This is a genomic window from Pseudomonas sp. FG86 (genome assembly GCF_057808775.1).
Genome location: NZ_JBMDIS010000011.1, coordinates 54,969 through 72,775, shown reverse-complemented (window position 1 = coordinate 72,775; position 17,807 = coordinate 54,969). Strand labels below are relative to the sequence as shown.

Annotated in this window: 21 protein-coding genes and 1 tRNA gene; 8 read left to right on the top strand and 14 right to left on the bottom strand. The window is 57.5% G+C overall.

Features of this window, described 5'->3' with window-relative positions:
• Positions 1–4: 4 nt before the first annotated feature.
• The 6 genes from iscA to trmJ all read right to left on the bottom strand — a co-directional run bounded on the left by iscA (position 5) and on the right by trmJ (position 4,454).
• Positions 5–328 (bottom strand): iron-sulfur cluster assembly protein IscA, encoded by a 324-nt coding sequence (gene iscA, locus ACODSV_RS10275; protein ID WP_024077295.1) that lies wholly within the window; start codon positions 326–328, stop codon positions 5–7.
• Positions 329–356: 28 nt separating this feature from the next.
• Entirely contained in the window at positions 357–743 is a 387-nt protein-coding gene (gene iscU, locus ACODSV_RS10270; protein ID WP_003209682.1) for a Fe-S cluster assembly scaffold IscU, read from the bottom strand.
• Between the two features lie 99 nt (positions 744–842).
• Positions 843–2,057 (bottom strand): IscS subfamily cysteine desulfurase, encoded by a 1,215-nt coding sequence (locus tag ACODSV_RS10265; protein WP_024077296.1) that lies wholly within the window; start codon positions 2,055–2,057, stop codon positions 843–845.
• A gap of 50 nt (positions 2,058–2,107) precedes the next feature.
• Positions 2,108–2,599, bottom strand: a complete 492-nt coding sequence (gene iscR / locus ACODSV_RS10260) for a Fe-S cluster assembly transcriptional regulator IscR (RefSeq protein ID WP_003238451.1) — start codon at positions 2,597–2,599, stop codon at positions 2,108–2,110.
• Positions 2,600–2,898: 299 nt separating this feature from the next.
• Positions 2,899–3,681, bottom strand: coding sequence for a serine O-acetyltransferase (gene cysE, locus ACODSV_RS10255; RefSeq protein WP_024077298.1), 783 nt, complete (start codon positions 3,679–3,681; stop codon positions 2,899–2,901).
• Positions 3,682–3,683: 2 nt separating this feature from the next.
• Positions 3,684–4,454: a tRNA (cytosine(32)/uridine(32)-2'-O)-methyltransferase TrmJ gene (gene trmJ / locus ACODSV_RS10250; protein ID WP_150054768.1), complete on the bottom strand. Its 771-nt coding sequence runs from the start codon at positions 4,452–4,454 to the stop codon at positions 3,684–3,686.
• A gap of 145 nt (positions 4,455–4,599) precedes the next feature.
• Between trmJ and suhB the strand changes: the two genes are divergently transcribed.
• Complete coding sequence (gene suhB / locus ACODSV_RS10245; RefSeq protein WP_003175971.1) at positions 4,600–5,415, top strand: type III secretion system regulator SuhB; 816 nt, start codon at positions 4,600–4,602, stop codon at positions 5,413–5,415.
• A 128-nt stretch (positions 5,416–5,543) separates the two neighbouring features.
• Here suhB and ACODSV_RS10240 read toward each other — a convergent pair whose 3' ends face one another.
• The 6 genes from ACODSV_RS10240 to queA form a co-directional block, all read right to left on the bottom strand.
• The gene (locus tag ACODSV_RS10240) at positions 5,544–6,086 is read right to left on the bottom strand and encodes a glycine zipper 2TM domain-containing protein (RefSeq protein ID WP_024077300.1); all 543 of its coding nucleotides are present in this window, start codon (positions 6,084–6,086) and stop codon (positions 5,544–5,546) included.
• Between the two features lie 124 nt (positions 6,087–6,210).
• On the bottom strand, positions 6,211–7,125 hold the full coding sequence (secF, locus tag ACODSV_RS10235) for a protein translocase subunit SecF (RefSeq protein WP_024077301.1): 915 nt from the start codon (positions 7,123–7,125) through the stop codon (positions 6,211–6,213).
• 9 nt (positions 7,126–7,134) lie between these two features.
• Positions 7,135–9,003, bottom strand: coding sequence for a protein translocase subunit SecD (gene secD, locus ACODSV_RS10230; RefSeq protein WP_150054767.1), 1,869 nt, complete (start codon positions 9,001–9,003; stop codon positions 7,135–7,137).
• Between the two features lie 62 nt (positions 9,004–9,065).
• A complete protein-coding gene (yajC, locus tag ACODSV_RS10225; RefSeq protein WP_003175975.1) occupies positions 9,066–9,404 on the bottom strand; it encodes a preprotein translocase subunit YajC in 339 nt (112 codons plus the stop codon).
• Between the two features lie 43 nt (positions 9,405–9,447).
• A complete protein-coding gene (tgt, locus tag ACODSV_RS10220) occupies positions 9,448–10,563 on the bottom strand; it encodes a tRNA guanosine(34) transglycosylase Tgt (protein ID WP_003238437.1) in 1,116 nt (371 codons plus the stop codon).
• 5 nt (positions 10,564–10,568) lie between these two features.
• Positions 10,569–11,618, bottom strand: a complete 1,050-nt coding sequence (gene queA, locus ACODSV_RS10215) for a tRNA preQ1(34) S-adenosylmethionine ribosyltransferase-isomerase QueA (RefSeq protein ID WP_024077304.1) — start codon at positions 11,616–11,618, stop codon at positions 10,569–10,571.
• 108 nt (positions 11,619–11,726) lie between these two features.
• On the opposite strand from queA, the gene ACODSV_RS10210 reads away from it, so the two are divergent.
• The 4 genes from ACODSV_RS10210 to ACODSV_RS10195 all read left to right on the top strand — a co-directional run bounded on the left by ACODSV_RS10210 (position 11,727) and on the right by ACODSV_RS10195 (position 14,226).
• Positions 11,727–11,811, top strand: a tRNA-Leu gene (locus ACODSV_RS10210).
• Between the two features lie 250 nt (positions 11,812–12,061).
• On the top strand, positions 12,062–13,189 hold the full coding sequence (locus tag ACODSV_RS10205) for an AAA family ATPase (protein WP_150095522.1): 1,128 nt from the start codon (positions 12,062–12,064) through the stop codon (positions 13,187–13,189).
• Positions 13,186–13,860, top strand: coding sequence for a DUF4276 family protein (locus tag ACODSV_RS10200; RefSeq protein WP_150054765.1), 675 nt, complete (start codon positions 13,186–13,188; stop codon positions 13,858–13,860). Before ACODSV_RS10205 ends, ACODSV_RS10200 begins: the two co-directional genes overlap by 4 nt.
• Before the next feature lie 36 nt (positions 13,861–13,896).
• The gene (locus ACODSV_RS10195; protein ID WP_102624133.1) at positions 13,897–14,226 is read left to right on the top strand and encodes a hypothetical protein; all 330 of its coding nucleotides are present in this window, start codon (positions 13,897–13,899) and stop codon (positions 14,224–14,226) included.
• Between the two features lie 8 nt (positions 14,227–14,234).
• Here ACODSV_RS10195 and ACODSV_RS10190 read toward each other — a convergent pair whose 3' ends face one another.
• Complete coding sequence (locus tag ACODSV_RS10190) at positions 14,235–14,870, bottom strand: LysE family translocator (protein ID WP_024077308.1); 636 nt, start codon at positions 14,868–14,870, stop codon at positions 14,235–14,237.
• A gap of 156 nt (positions 14,871–15,026) precedes the next feature.
• On the opposite strand from ACODSV_RS10190, the gene ACODSV_RS10185 reads away from it, so the two are divergent.
• On the top strand, positions 15,027–15,398 hold the full coding sequence (locus ACODSV_RS10185; protein ID WP_024077309.1) for a PH domain-containing protein: 372 nt from the start codon (positions 15,027–15,029) through the stop codon (positions 15,396–15,398).
• 80 nt (positions 15,399–15,478) lie between these two features.
• Here the strand turns inward: ACODSV_RS10185 and ACODSV_RS10180 are convergent, their stop codons facing one another.
• A complete protein-coding gene (locus ACODSV_RS10180; RefSeq protein ID WP_150054764.1) occupies positions 15,479–15,997 on the bottom strand; it encodes a hypothetical protein in 519 nt (172 codons plus the stop codon).
• Positions 15,998–16,244: 247 nt separating this feature from the next.
• On the opposite strand from ACODSV_RS10180, the gene ACODSV_RS10175 reads away from it, so the two are divergent.
• Both ACODSV_RS10175 and ACODSV_RS10170 read left to right on the top strand, forming a co-directional pair.
• Positions 16,245–17,408: an S-type pyocin domain-containing protein gene (locus tag ACODSV_RS10175; RefSeq protein WP_454843132.1), complete on the top strand. Its 1,164-nt coding sequence runs from the start codon at positions 16,245–16,247 to the stop codon at positions 17,406–17,408.
• 15 nt (positions 17,409–17,423) lie between these two features.
• Positions 17,424–17,708 (top strand): colicin E3-like toxin immunity protein, encoded by a 285-nt coding sequence (locus tag ACODSV_RS10170; protein ID WP_150295913.1) that lies wholly within the window; start codon positions 17,424–17,426, stop codon positions 17,706–17,708.
• Positions 17,709–17,807 lie beyond the last annotated feature (99 nt).

Here is a 17,807-nt window from a genome sequence, read left to right as displayed (position 1 = left end):
AGCCTCAGATGTTGAAGCTTTCGCCGCAGCCACATTCACCGCGTACGTTGGGGTTGTTGAACTTGAAGCCTTCGTTCAACCCTTCCTTGACGAAATCGAGTTCGGTGCCGTCCAGATAGGTGAGGCTTTTAGGGTCGATAATCACTTTCTCGCCGTGACTTTCGAACACCTGGTCCTCATCAACCACCTCGTCGACAAACTCCAGCACATAGGCAAGGCCGGAACAGCCCGTGGTGCGCACACCCAGACGAATCCCCTCACCTTTACCGCGCCCATCCAGGGAGCGTCGCACGTGCCGTGCAGCCGCTTCTGTCATGCTGATAGCCATCGTTGACTCCTTACTCGTCGCCAAATGCTTAGATCAAGCCTTTCTTCTGCTTGTAGTCGCGAACGGCCGCCTTAATGGCGTCTTCTGCGAGTACGGAGCAGTGGATTTTCACTGGCGGCAGGGCCAGTTCTTCGGCCAGCTGGGTGTTGCTGATCGTCACAGCCTCATCCAGGGTCTTGCCTTTCATCCATTCGGTCGCCAGGGAGCTGGAGGCGATGGCCGAACCGCAGCCGTAGGTCTTGAACTTGGCGTCTTCGATAACGCCCGCCTCGTTGACCTTGATCTGCAGGCGCATCACATCGCCGCACGCCGGAGCGCCGACCATGCCGGTGCCGACATCTGGGTCTTCCGCGTTCATCTTGCCGACGTTACGCGGGTTTTCGTAGTGGTCGATGACCTTTTCGCTGTAAGCCATGGTACTGAATCCTCACTCATCAGGGCCGCTCTGTAACCCTGTAGAAACGCCTGCGTTTTCCGCCACGTTCCTACAGAGCTGGGGTGGCGGCTTCTATAGTTAGTGTGCCGCCCACTCGATCTTGGAAATGTCGACACCGTCTTTGTACATGTCCCACAGCGGCGACAAAGTGCGCAGCTTATTGACGGCTTCGCAGACTTTCTGCGCCGCGTAGTCGACTTGTTCTTCGGTGGTGAAGCGGCCAAACGTAAAGCGGATCGAGCTGTGCGCCAGTTCGTCGTTGCGGCCCAGGGCACGCAGCACGTAGGACGGTTCAAGGGAGGCCGAGGTGCAGGCCGAACCGGACGAAACCGCCAGGTCCTTGAGCGCCATGATCAGCGACTCGCCTTCGACGTAGTTGAAGCTCAAGTTCAGGTTGTGCGGTACACGGGCGGTCATGCTGCCGTTGATGTACAGCTCTTCAAGGTTTTCGACCTGCTTGTAGAAGCGCTCGCTCAGGGCCTTGATGCGCAGGTTCTCGGCAGCCATATCTTCCTTGGCCACACGGAAAGCTTCGCCCATACCAACGATCTGGTGGGTCGCCAGGGTGCCCGAACGCATGCCGCGCTCGTGACCGCCGCCGTGCATGGTGGCTTCGATACGTACGCGGGGCTTACGGCTCACGTAGAGCGCGCCGATGCCTTTAGGGCCGTAGGTCTTGTGGGCCGAGAACGACATCAGGTCGACTTTCAGCTTCGACAGGTCGATGTCGACCTTGCCGGTGGACTGAGCAGCGTCGACGTGCAGCAGGACGCCTTTGGAGCGCGTCAGCTCGCCGATGGCCGCGATGTCGTTGATGGTCCCGATTTCGTTGTTCACGTGGATCACGGAAACCAGGATGGTGTCTTCACGCAGCGCGGCTTCGATCATGGCCGGGGTGACGATACCGTCGGTGGTTGGCTCGAGGTAAGTGACCTCGAAACCTTCACGCTCCAGTTGGCGCATGGTGTCGAGGACAGCCTTGTGCTCAATCTTGGTAGTGATCAGGTGCTTGCCTTTGGTCGCGTAGAAATGCGCCGCGCCCTTGATTGCCAGGTTGTCGGATTCGGTGGCGCCGGAAGTCCAGACGATTTCGCGCGGGTCTGCACCGACCAGGTCAGCGACCTGGCGACGAGCGTTCTCCACCGCTTCCTCGGCTTTCCAGCCGAAAACGTGGGAGCGGGAGGCCGGGTTGCCGAAGTTTCCGTCGACCAGCAGGCATTCGCTCATCTTTTGTGCGACACGCGGATCAACCGGCGTGGTCGCTGAGTAATCAAGGTAAATCGGCAATTTCATGGACTTTCTCCTAAATCAGGCTGGCTGGCGTGCCGTTAGCTCTTCGGCTGTCACTCGACGGCGGACGCTTCAATCTTGTCCAGACGCGGCGCCTTGGTGTTGCAACGGCGCTGGTCCTGACGCTGGGCTACTTCTTGCACCTCACGGCGAGTCACAAGATCAGCCAAGCTGATACCACTCAAAAACTCATGGATCTGCAGGCTCAAGTCACACCACAAGTGATGCGTCAGGCAAGTGTCGCCGGCGTGGCAGTCACCCAGGCCCTGGCATTTGGTCGCATCGACGGATTCGTTGACCGCGTCGATGACCTGGGCCACCTGGATGCCCTGCATCTCGCGGGACAGTTGATAGCCGCCACCTGGCCCACGCACACTGGAAACCAGATTGCTGCGGCGCAATTTGGCGAACAGTTGCTCAAGGTAGGACAGGGAAATGCCTTGGCGCTCGGAGATATCGGCCAGGGACACCGGCCCAGTTTGCGCGTGCAAGGCCAAGTCAAGCATGGCGGTTACCGCGTATCGGCCTTTTGTAGTCAGTCTCATGGACAAGTACCAAGGTGTTTCAGAATGGGAGCAAGTATGCGATTCCCGAGTATTTAAGTCAACTATAAGACCTAGTACTTTAGTCAGGATTACCCGTAAAAAGGGCGCGCGAATCATAGCAGGATGGGGTGGGGACGAACAGCGGGAACAGGACCGGATGGGAATTGCTGGATCAACGGAGATCAAATGTGGGAGGGGGCTTGCCCCGATAGCGGTCTGACAGCTGACGAATGCGTCGACTGACCCACCGTCATCGGGGTAGCCCCCTCCCACAGGGGTTTTGTGGTGACGATGAGACTTCAGCCGGCCTTGCTTGCAGCTTCGTCCTTGATCTCGGCGAAGTCCTCTTCGCGCAGCTCAGGCAAGTCTTTCGCACAGTAGCTGCTGCCCAGCTCCTTCAGCGCGCCACACATGCCGTCCAACTTGCCGTCCACCGCTTGCAGGTGGTCAAGCAACTGGCCGATGGCGCGCGCCACCGGGTCGGGCATGTCTTCGCTGACACCGTAGGCATCGAAGCCGATCTTCTCGGCCATGGCCTTGCGCTTGGCTTCCTGCTCATCGCCCACTTCCGGCTTGACGATGATCCGCCCGGGAATACCCACCACGGTGGCGCCGGCCGGCACGGCCTTGGTCACCACGGCGTTGGAACCGACCTTGGCACCAGCCCCTACCGTGAACGGGCCAAGCACCTTGGCGCCCGCGCCCACCACCACGCCGTTCCCCAGCGTCGGGTGGCGCTTACCCTTGTTCCAACTGGTGCCGCCCAAGGTCACGCCCTGGTACAGGGTCACGTCATCACCAATCTCGGCAGTCTCGCCAATCACGATGCCCATACCGTGATCGATAAAGAAGCGACGCCCCACCTTGGCACCCGGATGGATCTCGATCCCGGTCAACCAGCGACCGAAGTTCGACACCAGTCGCGCCAGCCATTTCCAGCCCATATTCCACAACGCACCGGACAGGCGGTGGATCCAGATAGCGTGCATGCCCGGATAGCAGGTCAGCACTTCAAAGGCATTGCGCGCTGCCGGGTCACGATGGAAAACACTCTGGATATCTTCTCGCAAACGCTCGAACATTTTTAATCCTTCCGCTTAAGAAGCTCGCCACGGGCCGCTTTCTGGGTTTCCGTGAGGATGCCACGCAATATATTCATTTCCGCTCGACTGACCGAGCTGCGCCCGTACAACCGACGCAGGCGCGCCATCAAGTGCCGTGGTTTTTCCGGATCGAGAAATTCGATGGCCACCAGGGTTTGCTCCAGGTGCTCATAGAACCGCTCCAGCTCGTCCATGGTGGCCAGTTCGCCACTTTTGGTCGACGCAACTTCATCCTTCTCGACCTTGCTCGGCTGGCCTTCAGCAGCCAGCCAGGCCATGCGCACCTCGTAACTCAACACCTGCACCGCTGCCCCGAGGTTCAGCGAGCTGAACTCAGGGTCTGATGGGATGTGCACGTGATAATGACATCGCTGCAGCTCTTCATTGGTCAGGCCGGAGTCTTCGCGACCGAAGACCAGGGCGATTTCAGCGCCACCGGCCGCCTCTTCCACCACTTTGGTCCCGCATTCACGCGGATCCAGCAGTGGCCACGGAATGCGCCGGTCGCGAGCGCTGGTGCCAAGCACCAGATTGCAGCCGACCAGGGCGTCTTCCAAGGTGGCGACGACCTGGGCACTTTCAAGGATGTCATTGGCGCCAGATGCACGAGCATCGGCCTCGTGATGCGGGAACACGCGCGGTTCGACCAGCACCAGGCGCGTCAGCCCCATGTTTTTCATGGCTCGCGCCACCCCGCCGATATTGCCGGGATGACTGGTATTGACCAGGACGACACGAATGTTTTGCAGCAAGGGAGGCGCTCTCGGACACAGGAAAGGGGAGCAAATCTTACAGAACAGCCTAAGGTTATGCCATGAAAGCTCACGTCGTCCTTCACCTGAAGAAAGTTTCTGCTAGAATGCTCGGCTTTCTTTAACAACCTTAGGTGACACATCCATGCAGCCCATGCTGAATATCGCGCTGCGCGCCGCCCGCAGCGCCAGTGAATTGATCTTCCGCTCCATCGAGCGCCTGGATACCATCAAGGTCGACGAAAAAGACGCCAAGGATTATGTATCCGAGGTGGATCGCGCCGCCGAACAGAAAATCATCGACGCCCTGCGCAAGGCCTACCCGACCCACGGCATCCTCGGTGAAGAAACCGGCCTGCACAAAGGTAGCGGCGAAGGCGAAGACTACCTGTGGATCATCGATCCACTGGATGGCACCACCAACTTCCTGCGCGGCATCCCGCACTTTGCCGTAAGCATCGCGTGCAAATACCGCGGCCGCCTGGAACACGCCGTTGTCCTCGACCCGGTTCGCCAGGAAGAATTCACCGCCAGCCGTGGCCGTGGCGCCCAGCTCAATGGCCGCCGCCTGCGCGTCAGCGGTCGCACCAGCCTGGACGGCGCCCTGCTGGGCACCGGCTTCCCGTTCCGCGATGACCAGATGGACAACCTGGAAAACTACCTGGGCATGTTCCGCGCCCTGGTTGGCCAGACCGCCGGCATCCGCCGCGCCGGTGCAGCCAGCCTGGACCTGGCCTACGTGGCTGCCGGCCGTTTCGATGCGTTCTGGGAATCAGGCCTGTCCGAGTGGGACATGGCTGCAGGCGCCCTGCTGATTCAGGAAGCAGGCGGCCTGGTGAGCGACTTCACCGGCGGCCATGACTTCCTTGAAAAAGGCCACGTCGTTGCCGGCAACACCAAATGCTTCAAGGCAGTCCTGACGGCGATCCAGCCGCACCTGCCAGCCTCGCTGAAGCGCTAAGCGAGCGAGCACAAAAAAGCACCCCTCGGGGTGCTTTTTTTATGCCTGGGATTTGAAGACCACTAGCAACACACAACAAATATGGGAGGGGGCCCCTCCCATACCTTGAACTGAACCAGGCTTTGGGATTACTGCTGGTTCTGGCCCAGGACGAGACGCCCTTCCTTGTCGACCGGAATCTGGCCGCCTGGATCACGGTCCATACGTACCGAGCCTTCCTTGCCATCCAAGGTGTAACGCACGTCGTACCCGACTACCTTGTCACTGATGTCGTTAACGGTGTTACAGCGCGTTTGCGTGGTGGTGTAGGTATCGCGGTTCTGCATGCCTTCCTGAACCTTGTTACCGGCGTAACCACCACCGACAGCACCGGCCACGGTGGCCAGCTTCTTACCATTACCGCCGCCGATCTGGTTACCCAACAAGCCACCAGCCAGCGCACCGACCACCGTACCGACGATCTGGTGTTGATCCTGCACCGGCTTCTGCCGGGTCACTGCGACGTCCTTGCAGACCTCGCGAGGCGTTTTAATCTGGGTTTTCACCGGCTGCACTGCCAGCACTTGCGCATACTCAGGGCCGCTTTTTACCAGGCTGTAGGTGGCAACAGCACCCCCGGCAGTTACACCGACAGCACCCAATACCGCACCAACCAGTAACGACTTGTTCACGTTGAACCTCCTGACCATCACAAACGGACCGAAAGATCCGCGCTATACCCAGCCTTGGAGCAAAAAAAAAGGCACGAGTTCAATACTCGTGCCTTTTTTGTAACAGCTGATCAACAAACGCCCATCAAGGACGGTCGTCGACCTCCTTGCCAGTGCTGGCCGGAGGGATCAGGTCTTCGCTGTTGAGGTTCAGCCAGATCAGTACCACGTTGGCGATGTAGATCGACGAGTAGGTACCCGCCAGGACGCCAATAAACAATGCCAGGGAGAAGCCCCACAGGTTGTCGCCACCAAAGATCATCAGGGCCGCGATCGCCAGCAAGGTGGAGATCGACGTCGCCATGGTCCGCAGCAGGGTCTGGGTGGTGGAGATGTTGATGTTCTCGATCAGCGTCGCCTTGCGCAGCACCCGGAAGTTCTCACGAACCCGGTCGAATACCACGATGGTGTCGTTGAGCGAGTAACCAATGATCGCCAGCACCGCGGCCAGCACGGTCAGGTCGAAGGTGATCTGGAAGTACGCCAGGATACCCACGGTCACGACCACGTCGTGGATCAGCGACACAATGGCGCCGACGCCGAACTTCCACTGAAAGCGAAAGGCCAGGTAGATCATGATGCCGACCAGCGCCATCAGCATGCCGAGACCGCCCTGGTCGCGAAGCTCTTCACCCACTTGAGGGCCGACGAACTCGACGCGCTTGACCGACGCCGGGTTATCGCCGCCGACCTTCTGCAAGGCTTCGGCGACCTGATGACCCAGTTGTGGGTCTTCGCCAGGCATACGCACCAGCAGGTCAGTGGTTGCACCAAAGCTCTGCACGATGGCTTCGTGATAGCCGGCCTTGACCAGCTCACTGCGCACCAGGGTAACGTCGGCCGGCTTCTCGTAGGTCAGCTCGATGAGCGTACCGCCGGTGAAGTCCAGACCGTAGTTCAGGCCCTTATGGAACCAGCTGAACAACGCCAGAACGGTAAGGAGCACGGTGACGCCGAACGCAATATTGCGAACGCCCATGAAGTTGATTGTACGTAACATGGCAGCCCCTTAAATCCACAACTTCTTGAAGTCACGCCCGCCAAAGATCAGGTTGACCATTGCGCGGGTCACCATGATGGCCGTGAACATCGAGGTAAAGATACCGAGGGACATGGTTACCGCAAAACCTTTGACGGGGCCGGTGCCCATGGCAAAGAGAATCCCGCCGACCAGCAATGTGGTCAGGTTGGAGTCGAGAATCGCGGTAAATGCCCGGCCGAAGCCTTCGTTGATTGCACGCTGTACGGTCATGCCGGCGGCGATCTCTTCACGAATCCGCGAGAAGATCAGCACGTTGGCGTCCACCGCCATACCCATGGTGAGTACGATACCGGCGATACCTGGCAGGGTCAGCGTAGCGCCCAGCAGCGACATCAAGGCCAGCAGCATCACCATGTTGCCCGCCAGGGCCACGGTGGCGATGATGCCGAAGAAGCGGTAGATGGCGATGATGAACAGCGAAACGAACAGCATGCCCCACAAGGCTGCGTCGACGCCCTTGGTGATGTTGTCGGCGCCCAGGCTCGGGCCAATGGTGCGTTCTTCAGCGAAGTACATCGGTGCAGCCAAGCCACCGGCACGCAGCAACAGGGCCAGCTCCGAGGATTCGCCCTGGCCGTTCAGGCCAGTGATGCGGAATTGAGCACCCAGCGGCGACTGGATGGTCGCCAGGCTGATGATCTTCTTCTCTTCCTTGAAGGTCTGTACCGGCACGTCTTTCTCGACGCCGTTGACCATTTGCTTGGTGTAGGTAGTGATCGGACGTTGCTCGATGAAGATCACCGCCATACTGCGACCGACGTTACTGCGCGTGGCGCGGCTCATCAGTTCGCCGCCGTGGCCATCCAGGCGGATGTTCACTTCAGGGGTACCGTGCTCGCCGAAACCGGCCTTCGCGTCGGTGACCTGGTCACCGGTAATGATCAAGCCACGCTCGATCTGCGCCGGAGGGCGGTTACCTTCACGGAACTCGAAAGTCTCGGAAGTGGCCTTGGAAGCACCCGGCTCGGCGGCCAGGCGGAATTCCAGGTTGGCGGTTTTACCCAGGATACGCTTGGCTTCTGCGGTGTCCTGCACGCCCGGCAGCTCAACCACAATGCGGTTGGCGCCCTGACGCTGAACGATCGGCTCGGCCACACCCAGCTCGTTGACGCGGTTACGTACCGTGGTCAAGTTCTGCTTGATCGAGTATTCGCGGATTTCCGCCAGCTTGGCCGGGGTCATCGCCAGACGCAGTACCGGTTGACCATTGAGGTCGGCCGGTACGATGTCGAAATCGTTGAAGTTCTTGCGGATCAGCGCACGGGCCTGTTCGCGGGACGCTTCGTCAGAGAAGCCCAGCTGGATGGCACCGTTGAGCTGCGGGAGGCTGCGATAACGCAACTTCTCTTTACGCAGCAGGCTCTTCACGTCGCCTTCGTAGACTTTGAGGCGTGCGTCGAGGGCCTTGTCCATGTCCACTTCCAGCAGGAAGTGCACACCACCGGACAAGTCCAGACCCAGCTTCATCGGGTGCGCGCCAATGCTGCGCAGCCATTTTGGCGTGGTCTGTGCCAGGTTGAGCGCGACAACGTAGTCGTCGCCCATGGCCTTGCGCACAACATCCTTGGCCGGCAATTGGTCTTCTTGCTCGGTCAGGCGCAACAAGCCGCCTTTCGCATCAGCTGCCAACGTTGCCGCCTTGACCTGGATGCCCGCATCGGTGAGCGCCTTGCTCGCGCGTTCCAGGTCAGCCTGATTGACCTTCAGCGAAGTGCTGGCGCCAGATATCTGGATCGCAGGGTCATCAGGATAGAGATTGGGAGCGGAATAAATAAAACCGATCGCCAGCACCGCCAGGATCAGTACGTATTTCCACAGAGGGTATTTGTTCAGCATCACGCCGCCCGCTTATAACGCGGGGCGCCTTGCGCGCCCCGTCGATTGGTAAAGGTTGTTGCTTAGATCGCTTTGAGCGTGCCTTTAGGCAGCGTGGCGGCGATAGCGCCCTTCTGGAACTTCATTTCTACGGTGTCGGAGACTTCCAGGACCACGAAAGCGTCGGAAACCTTGGTGATCTTGCCGGCGATACCGCCAGTGGTCACGACTTCGTCACCTTTCTGCAAGCTGCCCAGCAGGTTTTTCTGCTCTTTGGCGCGCTTGGCCTGTGGACGCCAGATCATCAGGTAGAAGATGACCAGGAAACCGACCAGGAAAATCCACTCGAAACCACCGCCCATAGGGCCGGCAGCAGCAGGCGCAGCGGCGTCAGCCATGGCGTTAGAGATAAAAAAGCTCATTTAGCACTCCAGTTGCAAATAGTGAATCTTAGGGTCGGAAAACTCAGTCCAAGGGCGGCACAGGGAGCCCGCGCTTGGCATAGAAGGCATCGACGAAGGCGGCCAATGTACCCTGTTGAATAGCCTCGCGCAAACCAGCCATCAGGACTTGGTAGTGACGCAAATTGTGGATGGTATTCAACATGCTACCCAGCATTTCCCCGCACTTGTCCAGATGGTGCAGATAAGCACGGGAGAAGTTCTGGCAGGTGTAGCAGTCACAGGTGGGATCCAGCGGCGATTCATCATGGCGATGGAACGCGTTACGGATCTTCAGCACGCCTGTATCGATGAACAGATGCCCATTGCGGGCATTACGGGTTGGCATCACGCAATCGAACATGTCCACACCGCGGCGCACACCCTCTACGAGATCCTCCGGTTTGCCAACGCCCATAAGGTAACGAGGTTTTTCAGCGGGCATCAGGCCCGGCAGATAATCCAGCACCTTGATCATTTCGTGCTTGGGTTCGCCCACGGACAGGCCGCCAATGGCAAGACCGTCAAAGCCGATCTTGTCGAGGCCTTCCAGTGAGCGCTTGCGCAGACTTTCATGCATGCCGCCCTGGACGATGCCGAACAGCGCCGCGGTATTGTCACCGTGGGCGTTTTTCGAGCGCTGGGCCCAACGCAGCGACAACTCCATGGAAATCCGCGCGACGTCTTCGTCAGCCGGGTACGGCGTGCATTCGTCAAAAATCATCACGATGTCGGAGCCCAGGTCGCGCTGGACCTGCATCGACTCTTCCGGCCCCATGAACACTTTGGCACCGTCCACCGGCGAGGCGAAGGTCACGCCCTCCTCCTTGATCTTGCGCATGGCCCCCAGGCTGAACACTTGGAAACCACCGGAGTCGGTGAGGATCGGGCCTTGCCACTTCATGAAGTCATGCAGGTCGCCGTGCTTCTTGATCACTTCCGTGCCCGGACGCAGCCACAAGTGAAAGGTGTTGCCCAGAATAATCTCGGCGCCGGTGGCGACGATGTCGCGCGGCAGCATGCCTTTGACGGTGCCGTAGGTGCCCACGGGCATGAAGGCCGGGGTCTCTACCGTACCGCGCGGGAAAGTCAGGCGACCGCGACGGGCTTTGCCGTCGGTGGCGAGCAATTCAAACGACATACGACTCATAGTTGTTCCTCTGGGCCGCGCGGCGCCGGATTACGGGTGATAAACATCGCATCACCGTAGCTGAAAAAACGGTACCCATTGTCGATGGCGGCTTGATAAGCGGCCATGGTCTGCGGATAACCGGCAAATGCCGACACCAGCATCAACAGCGTGGATTCCGGCAAATGGAAGTTGGTCACCAGGGCGTCGACCACGTGAAACGGCCGGCCTGGGTAAATAAAGATATCGGTGTCGCCACTGAACGGCTTGAGTACGCCATCGCGCGCCGCGCTCTCCAGGGAACGCACACTGGTAGTGCCCACTGCAACGACGCGCCCGCCACGCGCCTTGCACGCATTAACCGCGTCCACGACGTCCTGGCTGACCTCCAGCCATTCGCTGTGCATATGGTGGTCTTCGATCTTATCCACACGCACCGGCTGAAACGTGCCGGCCCCCACGTGCAGGGTCACATAGGCGCTCTCGACGCCCTTGGCGGCGATTGCATCCAGCAGCGGCTGGTCGAAATGCAGCCCGGCAGTCGGCGCGGCAACCGCCCCCAGGCGTTGCGAGTACACCGTTTGATAGCGCTCGCGGTCCGAGTCTTCGTCGGGGCGATCTATATAAGGAGGCAACGGCATATGGCCGACGCGCTCCAGCAGCGGCAACACTTCCTCGGCAAACTTGAGTTCGAACAGCGCATCATGGCGCGCAACCATCTCGGCTTCGCCACCGCCATCGATCAAGATCGTCGAACCCGGTTTGGGCGATTTGCTGGAACGCACATGGGCCAGCACGCGATGGTTGTCCAGCACCCGTTCCACCAGAATTTCCAGCTTACCGCCGGAGGCTTTCTGGCCAAACAGCCGCGCCGGAATCACCCGGGTATTGTTGAACACCATCAGATCGCCTGGGCGCAAATGCTCAAGCAAATCAGTGAATTGACGGTGTGCGAGGGCACCGCTCACCCCGTCCAGGGTCAGCAGTCGACTGGCGCGACGCTCGGCCAAAGGGTGGCGAGCGATCAGCGAATCAGGGAGCTCAAAAGTAAAGTCAGCAACGCGCATGATGGGGTTCGTCTAGCAGGGCCGGGAAGTCTAGCGGAAATAGTCAAAATTGACCATGAAACGTGATTGACCAACGGTAATCTCATCTCTATACTTCGCCGCCATTGAGCCCTGATGGCGGAATTGGTAGACGCGGCGGATTCAAAATCCGTTTTCGAAAGGAGTGGGAGTTCGAGTCTCCCTCGGGGCACCATCTTAAAAAAAGACCTTGAAATTCAAGGTCTTTTTTTTCGCCTGAAGAAAAGTGGTCGCTGGCTTGCCTCAGCTGTCTTAGCCGCAATTGCCACCACTCAAAGCGTTGGTATTAGGTAGAAAAGATTAGCGTTAGGATGAAGCTATCAAGTGACGAGCCAGTCTCTGAAATCAATGGCAAACTCCGCGACAGCTATCAATGACAGCAGCCTGGTCTCGACGCATAGCGGCGCTAAAGGAATCAAGCAGCAATGAGCACAAAGAACCCCATCAGTCGGCTGACGATCAAGGGATTTAAGTCAATCAAGAACCTTGACGACTTCCGCCTGGAAAGCTTGAACGTACTGCTGGGTGCCAATGGCGCAGGCAAGAGCAGCTTCGTTGCTTACTTTCGTATGCTCAGCGAAATGATGGAGTCGCGCCTACAGACATGGACCACCCAACAAGGCAAGGCAGATCGAATTGTCAGCTTCGGGGTGAAGGAAACGACGAAGATCTTCTCCTACGTTCACTTTGGCCTTAACGGTTATGAGTTCGAGCTGGAGTCGACCGTTGATGGAGGGTTTGTTTTTGCCAATGAACGACTTTTTTTTGAAGGCCCCATGTATGGGTCTGAATGGATTCCCCTCGGCTCAGGACACCAAGAGGCCAAACTCAAAAAAGCGTTCGACGTAAAACAATTCCAAGCCCCTTACAAAAATAACGTCGTAGCGTACTGCTATGAATCGATTTCCAGCTGGAAGGTTTTTCACTTCCATGACACCAGCGAAACAGCAAGTGTCAAACGCTACGGCCCTGTTCACATCAACGACTACCTAAGGCCCGACGCCTCGAACCTAGCGGCTTATCTGCATCGCCTATCCACTGAGACGCCTGAAGTCTACGACCAGATCCGCAAGACCATCCAACTGGCGATCCCGTTCTTCGACGATTTTGTACTCCGTCCGGTGCGCTTAGACACACAAGAAGAACTGATCAATTTGCAATGGCGACAAAAGGACAGCGATTACACCTTCTGGCCCAGTCAACTCTCGGACGGCTCGATTCGTTTCATGTGCCTGGTAACCGCCCTCCTCCAGCCCGACCCACCATCGACGATCATCATCGATGAGCCGGAGTTAGGCCTGCACCCTTATGCAATCACTTTGCTAGGTTCGCTGTTACGGTCTGCCTCTACGCGAATGCAGGTGATTGTTTCAACGCAATCAGTCCCACTGGTAAACGAGTTCTCTCTCGATGACTTGATCATCGTTGAGCGGGAAAAGGGAGCAACTGTCTTCAAGCGCCTGGACGAAAAAGCTTTCGAAACGTGGTTAGACGACTACTCAGTAGGCGAGTTGTGGGAGAAAAACATCTTGGGCGGGAGGCCGCGTAAATGATTCGAGTGCACGTCATTTGCGAGGGCCAGACAGAGGAGATGTTCATCAACGAAGTGTTGGCTCAAGCCTTTCACCACTTGGGTATTTACCTGATGCCAGCGCTGATCGGTAAACCAGGCCACAAAGGCGGCAACTTTCGCTTTGAGCGCCTGCTCACCGATGTTGAAAAACGCCTGCTCGGCGACCGCCAAGCCTATTGCACCACGTTCTTTGATTTTTATGGTCTGCCCGAAGAGTTTCCTGGAAAAGCGAATGCCGCCGGCAAAAACTCCATGGATGAAAAAGCCGATTGCCTGCTAGAAGCCATGGTGGAAAGGCTAGCGATCGAATTAGGTGATGACGCCATGCGCCGATTCATTCCCTATGTGCAGATGTACGAATTCGAAGGTTTGCTTTTCAGTTGTCCACGGCGACTTGCCACGGGCATCAACCAGCCCAACCTTGAAGATCGGTTTATGCACATACGGAATGAGTTTGAAACGCCGGAAACCATCAATAACAGCCCGATGACGGCGCCGAGCAAAAGGCTTAAGACGCTTTATGCGGGTTACGACAAGCCGCTGCACGGCTCGTTGGCGGCCATTGAAATCGGCCTGCCAGCGATACGCGAACAGTGCAGTCGCTTCGATACCTGGCTAAGTGAAATGGAAGCTTTGCAGCCGGTTGCCTGAGGCGCCTGCTGGCGACACATTAAGGTAAACAACACCATGGAATTGCAACTGGAAGCAGTCGCCTTGTTCTCGCACAAACTGGCCTATGAAACAGAAGGTGAGAGTCCGATACTGCGTGATGACCCGATCATGAGCGAATACGAGCGCGAGGTATTCGGGCTGTTGGTCCGCAACGGCGAGATCAATATCATCCAGCAAAAACTGGACGAATGCCTGGCAGTGGCACTCAGCTCCTTGGGCGGCGTGAATACCGTGATGGGTCGCGAGCTGCAACGGCTGACGTTGGATGTGCGCCAAGCATCGACACTGCACGAACTCAATGCCCCACTCAACGCACTCAAGGATTACCTGAAGGCGATCCTGTAACGTCCGGTTCAGCGACGCCCTTCCACCGCCATCCGCACCGCCAGCCCCATCAGCACCGACCCCATCAGCCAGCGCTGCACCACCTGCCAACCCGGTCGGGTGACGAAAAACACCGCGATGGAGCCGGCCATGGTGGCAATCACTGCGTTGACGCTCACGCTGATGAAAATCTGCGTAAACCCCAGCACCAGGGATTGGGTCAGCACACTGCCATGACCGTTCGGGTCGATGAACTGGGGCAGCAACGACAAATACATCACCGCCACCTTGGGGTTCAGCAGGTTCGTCACCAGGCCCATGGTGAACAGTTTGCGTGGGCTGTCCTTGGGCAAATCCCGCACCTGGAACGGCGATCGCCCACCCGGCCGAATTGCCTGCCAGGCCATATAGGCCAGGTACAACGCACCGCCGAAGCGCAGTGCGTCATAGGCAAATGGCACCGCCATGACCAAGGCCGTGATCCCCAAGGCCGCGCACACCATGTAAACCAGAAAACCCAACGCCACGCCACCCAGGGAAATCAACCCGGCCGTGCGGCCCTGGCAGATCGAGCGGGAGATGAGGTAAATCATGTTCGGGCCGGGCGTGAGCACCATGCCGAGTGAAATAAGCGCATAGGCCAGCCAGCTGGACAGTTCGGGCATTGTTGGGCTCCTGGGGTGTTATTTTGTCGACGTGAAACATTTGGCCAAGGTTATAGGCTTGGACCCAATGGTAGGGCGTTCAAAATGCGCGCGTTAGATACAGATCCGCGAGCAAAACGGCATACACCACCGCACCACTCACCCAAGGCCAGGCCCATGATCGACTTCAACAACAAAGGCTTTTTCAAACTCAAACAGAACAACGAATACGCCGAACGCGTATCGGCCCTGCTGCTGGACGGCGAAGAAGTGATCGACGCCTACAAAGCCATGCGCGACGGCGTGGTCTTCACCACCAAACGCATCATCGCGGTGAATGTGCAGGGGATTACCGGCAGCAAGAAGGACTTCACCTCACTGCCGTATAAAAACATCGTGGCGTATTCGGTGGAGACGTCCGGGACGTTTGACCTGGATTCGGAGTTGGAGATTTACTTCTCGTCGCTGGGGAAAGTGAAATTCGAGTTCACCGGCAAGACCTCGATCGTTGAAATCTCCCGGCTGATTTCCAAACACCTGTTGACTTGATCACCACACAAAAAAAGACCTTGGCCCCCAAGGTCTATCGCTGCCGAGACGCTATGAGTGACGCGGGCGGCGCTCAAACATCACGCCACTTCCCAGACCTTGATGACCACTTCTCCATTACCGCCATCATCCAGGATGAGCGTTTCGCTCTTATCCCCCCAGAAGCTAATCCGCTGGTACCAATCCAGCCAGTTGCTCTCCAGGTCTTTCTGCTCACTGGAACAAGAGATGACGACCTGGATTTTCAGCGTTTTTTCAGCCTTGGGTACCCACTTCGCCAACTTCAGCCGGTCATTGAGGATCTTGTCTCTCCATTTGCTTTGGGTCCACGCATGCGCTGTCGCAACCTCAAGGAATACCTGCGTCCCCTCGTTTCCACAGACGCGCAGGTCCCCGAGAAACTTTGATGTGTTGTCCGCAAAAGACTGCTTGTAAGCAGGCTTGGGAAAGGCTTCGTAACCCCGGTCAACAAAAGCAGTAAAAATCTCCCAATTGACCCACTCTTCAAATGAGTAGCCGGTATGTGCAAAACGGGTGACTTGTTTGGCTTTTGGGGTGAAGTGATCAGAGAGAATCTGGCAAAAGTCCTGCAGGGTCATAAGGTCTTCCTTGGGAGTAGTAATAGAGGGTGCCGCCTCAACAACTGATTTACGCGGCTACCCTACGCATTGCTTTATCGTCATGAGGCTGGAAAACATGAAGAGTCGCCTCAAAGGTAGAAAAATACTCGTCAAGACTCGTCGCGTTTCAGCTGACTTTTCTCACGTACATCATCGAACATTGCGAATATCAGGTTTCCGTTATCGTTAATAGGCTCACTCCCTCGCACAAGGAAGTGAGCCCGTCATGTCAGAACGCGCGTATCCCATCACCGAAGAAGAACAACTCAAGCGGCGCATCCTGAGCCGACAGCCGACGCCAGCACCCTATTTTCCGGCGATCGACATATTCGCCCCTCCCCCAGCGCCAACCTCGGCACCCGCCAAGCCAGCCGGTTGCGTGTTCACCAAACCCTGCAAGCTCCCCGACGGCATCATTCGCTACGCAAACCCCACCGGCTACGTACCGCTTGAGCTGATCAAGGACTACGGCCATTTCAGCCTGTTGGGCGGGCGCGAAGTCGATACCCGGGGCGTCGTTGCCCTAAGCAAGATCAGCGGCAGCGCCCTGCCTGTTGGCCTGGGGCAGCTGGCGTTGCGCTCGGCAGTTCTGGAATCGACGGCGGCGGCTGCCGGCACGATGGCGGGGGGTCTGCTCGCCGGTCTGGTGGCGTTGGTGTGGCCATCGGAACTGGGCGATAGCGCGCTGTACAGCGAGGAACAATTGCGTTCGTTGCAAAAAGCGCGCTCGCAAATGCGTCTGCACATTGAGCAGGGCGAGGACGGCACCCTCAAGGGGTATGGGTTTTACACGGGCAACCATGCCGATTGGCAGATGATTGATGTGGTGCAGTTCCAACACCGTGGCGATCAATTCGTGGCGGATTTGGATGAGGGCGTGGAGCTGATTTGGACGCCCGCGGTTGATCCAAGTGACACGCTGGGTATTCCGGCCTTGGAGGCTGCGCCGCAAGCGCCGGTGATCTGGATTTACCCGCCGACGGAGAAGGCAGCGCAGATTCTGGTGAACCCGATTTATCCGTCGGAGTATCGGGATTTTATTCTGGTATTCCCGGTGGAGTCGGGGGTTCGGCCGCTGTATGTGGTGGTGAATGAGCCACGGAAGGGCTTGAGAAATCCGGATCATGATTACTTTCCGGCACCCAGAACCGAGGACATCACTGGCTTCCCGGGTTTGATCGAACTCAAGAAGAAAAACAGAAAACGTAACGGTGGCGGACTACGTGAGCGCTGGAAAGACGCCAAAGGACGAAGGCTTTTTGAGTGGGACTCAGAAAAAGGCGAGCTTGAAGTCTATAGGTACAGCGATGTGGAACACCTAGGCTCATTTGACCCCTATACCGGGGAACAACGGGGTCCTGCAAAAGATGAGCGGCGTATACAAAAATAAAAGAGAGAGTTCGATATGGCTATGAAAGTACGGCTGGAATGGTTTAACAAGCAGACGGAAGTCCTGGAAGCAGACGAATACTCAGCGAACGTTGAGGACGGCAGCATTCTTGAAGCACTCGATTTACACGATGAGCCCCAAATTTATGCAGGAGGATTCGATGTTCTTTCCAGCTGGATAACAATTCTCCAGCCACATTTCCGGCACGAGATAACACCTGGGCTTTTCGACTACCAGATATCTTTTCATTACCAAGGTGCTTGGCCACCCTCTCATAAGCAACCCAAGGTGGAGTCTTGATGCAATGAACCCAACCATGAAAAACCCCTCCTCTACCGCTCAGTCAACACCCGAACCCATGGCGGCACCCGTTAAATAACGCATGTGGATAAAAGAGCT

What these genes read in the sequence shown, in the direction of transcription:
- iscA (WP_024077295.1), bottom strand. Translation starts at nt 328, where the DNA reads ATGGCTATCAGCATGACAGAAGCGGCTGCACGGCACGTGCGACGCTCC.
- iscU (WP_003209682.1), bottom strand. Translation starts at nt 743, where the DNA reads ATGGCTTACAGCGAAAAGGTCATCGACCACTACGAAAACCCGCGTAAC.
- ACODSV_RS10265 (WP_024077296.1), bottom strand. Translation starts at nt 2,057, where the DNA reads ATGAAATTGCCGATTTACCTTGATTACTCAGCGACCACGCCGGTTGAT.
- iscR (WP_003238451.1), bottom strand. Translation starts at nt 2,599, where the DNA reads ATGAGACTGACTACAAAAGGCCGATACGCGGTAACCGCCATGCTTGAC.
- cysE (WP_024077298.1), bottom strand. Translation starts at nt 3,681, where the DNA reads ATGTTCGAGCGTTTGCGAGAAGATATCCAGAGTGTTTTCCATCGTGAC.
- suhB (WP_003175971.1), top strand. Translation starts at nt 4,600, where the DNA reads ATGCAGCCCATGCTGAATATCGCGCTGCGCGCCGCCCGCAGCGCCAGT.
- secF (WP_024077301.1), bottom strand. Translation starts at nt 7,125, where the DNA reads ATGTTACGTACAATCAACTTCATGGGCGTTCGCAATATTGCGTTCGGC.
- secD (WP_150054767.1), bottom strand. Translation starts at nt 9,003, where the DNA reads ATGCTGAACAAATACCCTCTGTGGAAATACGTACTGATCCTGGCGGTG.
- yajC (WP_003175975.1), bottom strand. Translation starts at nt 9,404, where the DNA reads ATGAGCTTTTTTATCTCTAACGCCATGGCTGACGCCGCTGCGCCTGCT.
- tgt (WP_003238437.1), bottom strand. Translation starts at nt 10,563, where the DNA reads ATGTCGTTTGAATTGCTCGCCACCGACGGCAAAGCCCGTCGCGGTCGC.
- queA (WP_024077304.1), bottom strand. Translation starts at nt 11,618, where the DNA reads ATGCGCGTTGCTGACTTTACTTTTGAGCTCCCTGATTCGCTGATCGCT.
- ACODSV_RS10205 (WP_150095522.1), top strand. Translation starts at nt 12,062, where the DNA reads ATGAGCACAAAGAACCCCATCAGTCGGCTGACGATCAAGGGATTTAAG.
- ACODSV_RS10200 (WP_150054765.1), top strand. Translation starts at nt 13,186, where the DNA reads ATGATTCGAGTGCACGTCATTTGCGAGGGCCAGACAGAGGAGATGTTC.
- ACODSV_RS10195 (WP_102624133.1), top strand. Translation starts at nt 13,897, where the DNA reads ATGGAATTGCAACTGGAAGCAGTCGCCTTGTTCTCGCACAAACTGGCC.
- ACODSV_RS10190 (WP_024077308.1), bottom strand. Translation starts at nt 14,870, where the DNA reads ATGCCCGAACTGTCCAGCTGGCTGGCCTATGCGCTTATTTCACTCGGC.
- ACODSV_RS10185 (WP_024077309.1), top strand. Translation starts at nt 15,027, where the DNA reads ATGATCGACTTCAACAACAAAGGCTTTTTCAAACTCAAACAGAACAAC.
- ACODSV_RS10180 (WP_150054764.1), bottom strand. Translation starts at nt 15,997, where the DNA reads ATGACCCTGCAGGACTTTTGCCAGATTCTCTCTGATCACTTCACCCCA.
- ACODSV_RS10175 (WP_454843132.1), top strand. Translation starts at nt 16,245, where the DNA reads ATGTCAGAACGCGCGTATCCCATCACCGAAGAAGAACAACTCAAGCGG.
- ACODSV_RS10170 (WP_150295913.1), top strand. Translation starts at nt 17,424, where the DNA reads ATGGCTATGAAAGTACGGCTGGAATGGTTTAACAAGCAGACGGAAGTC.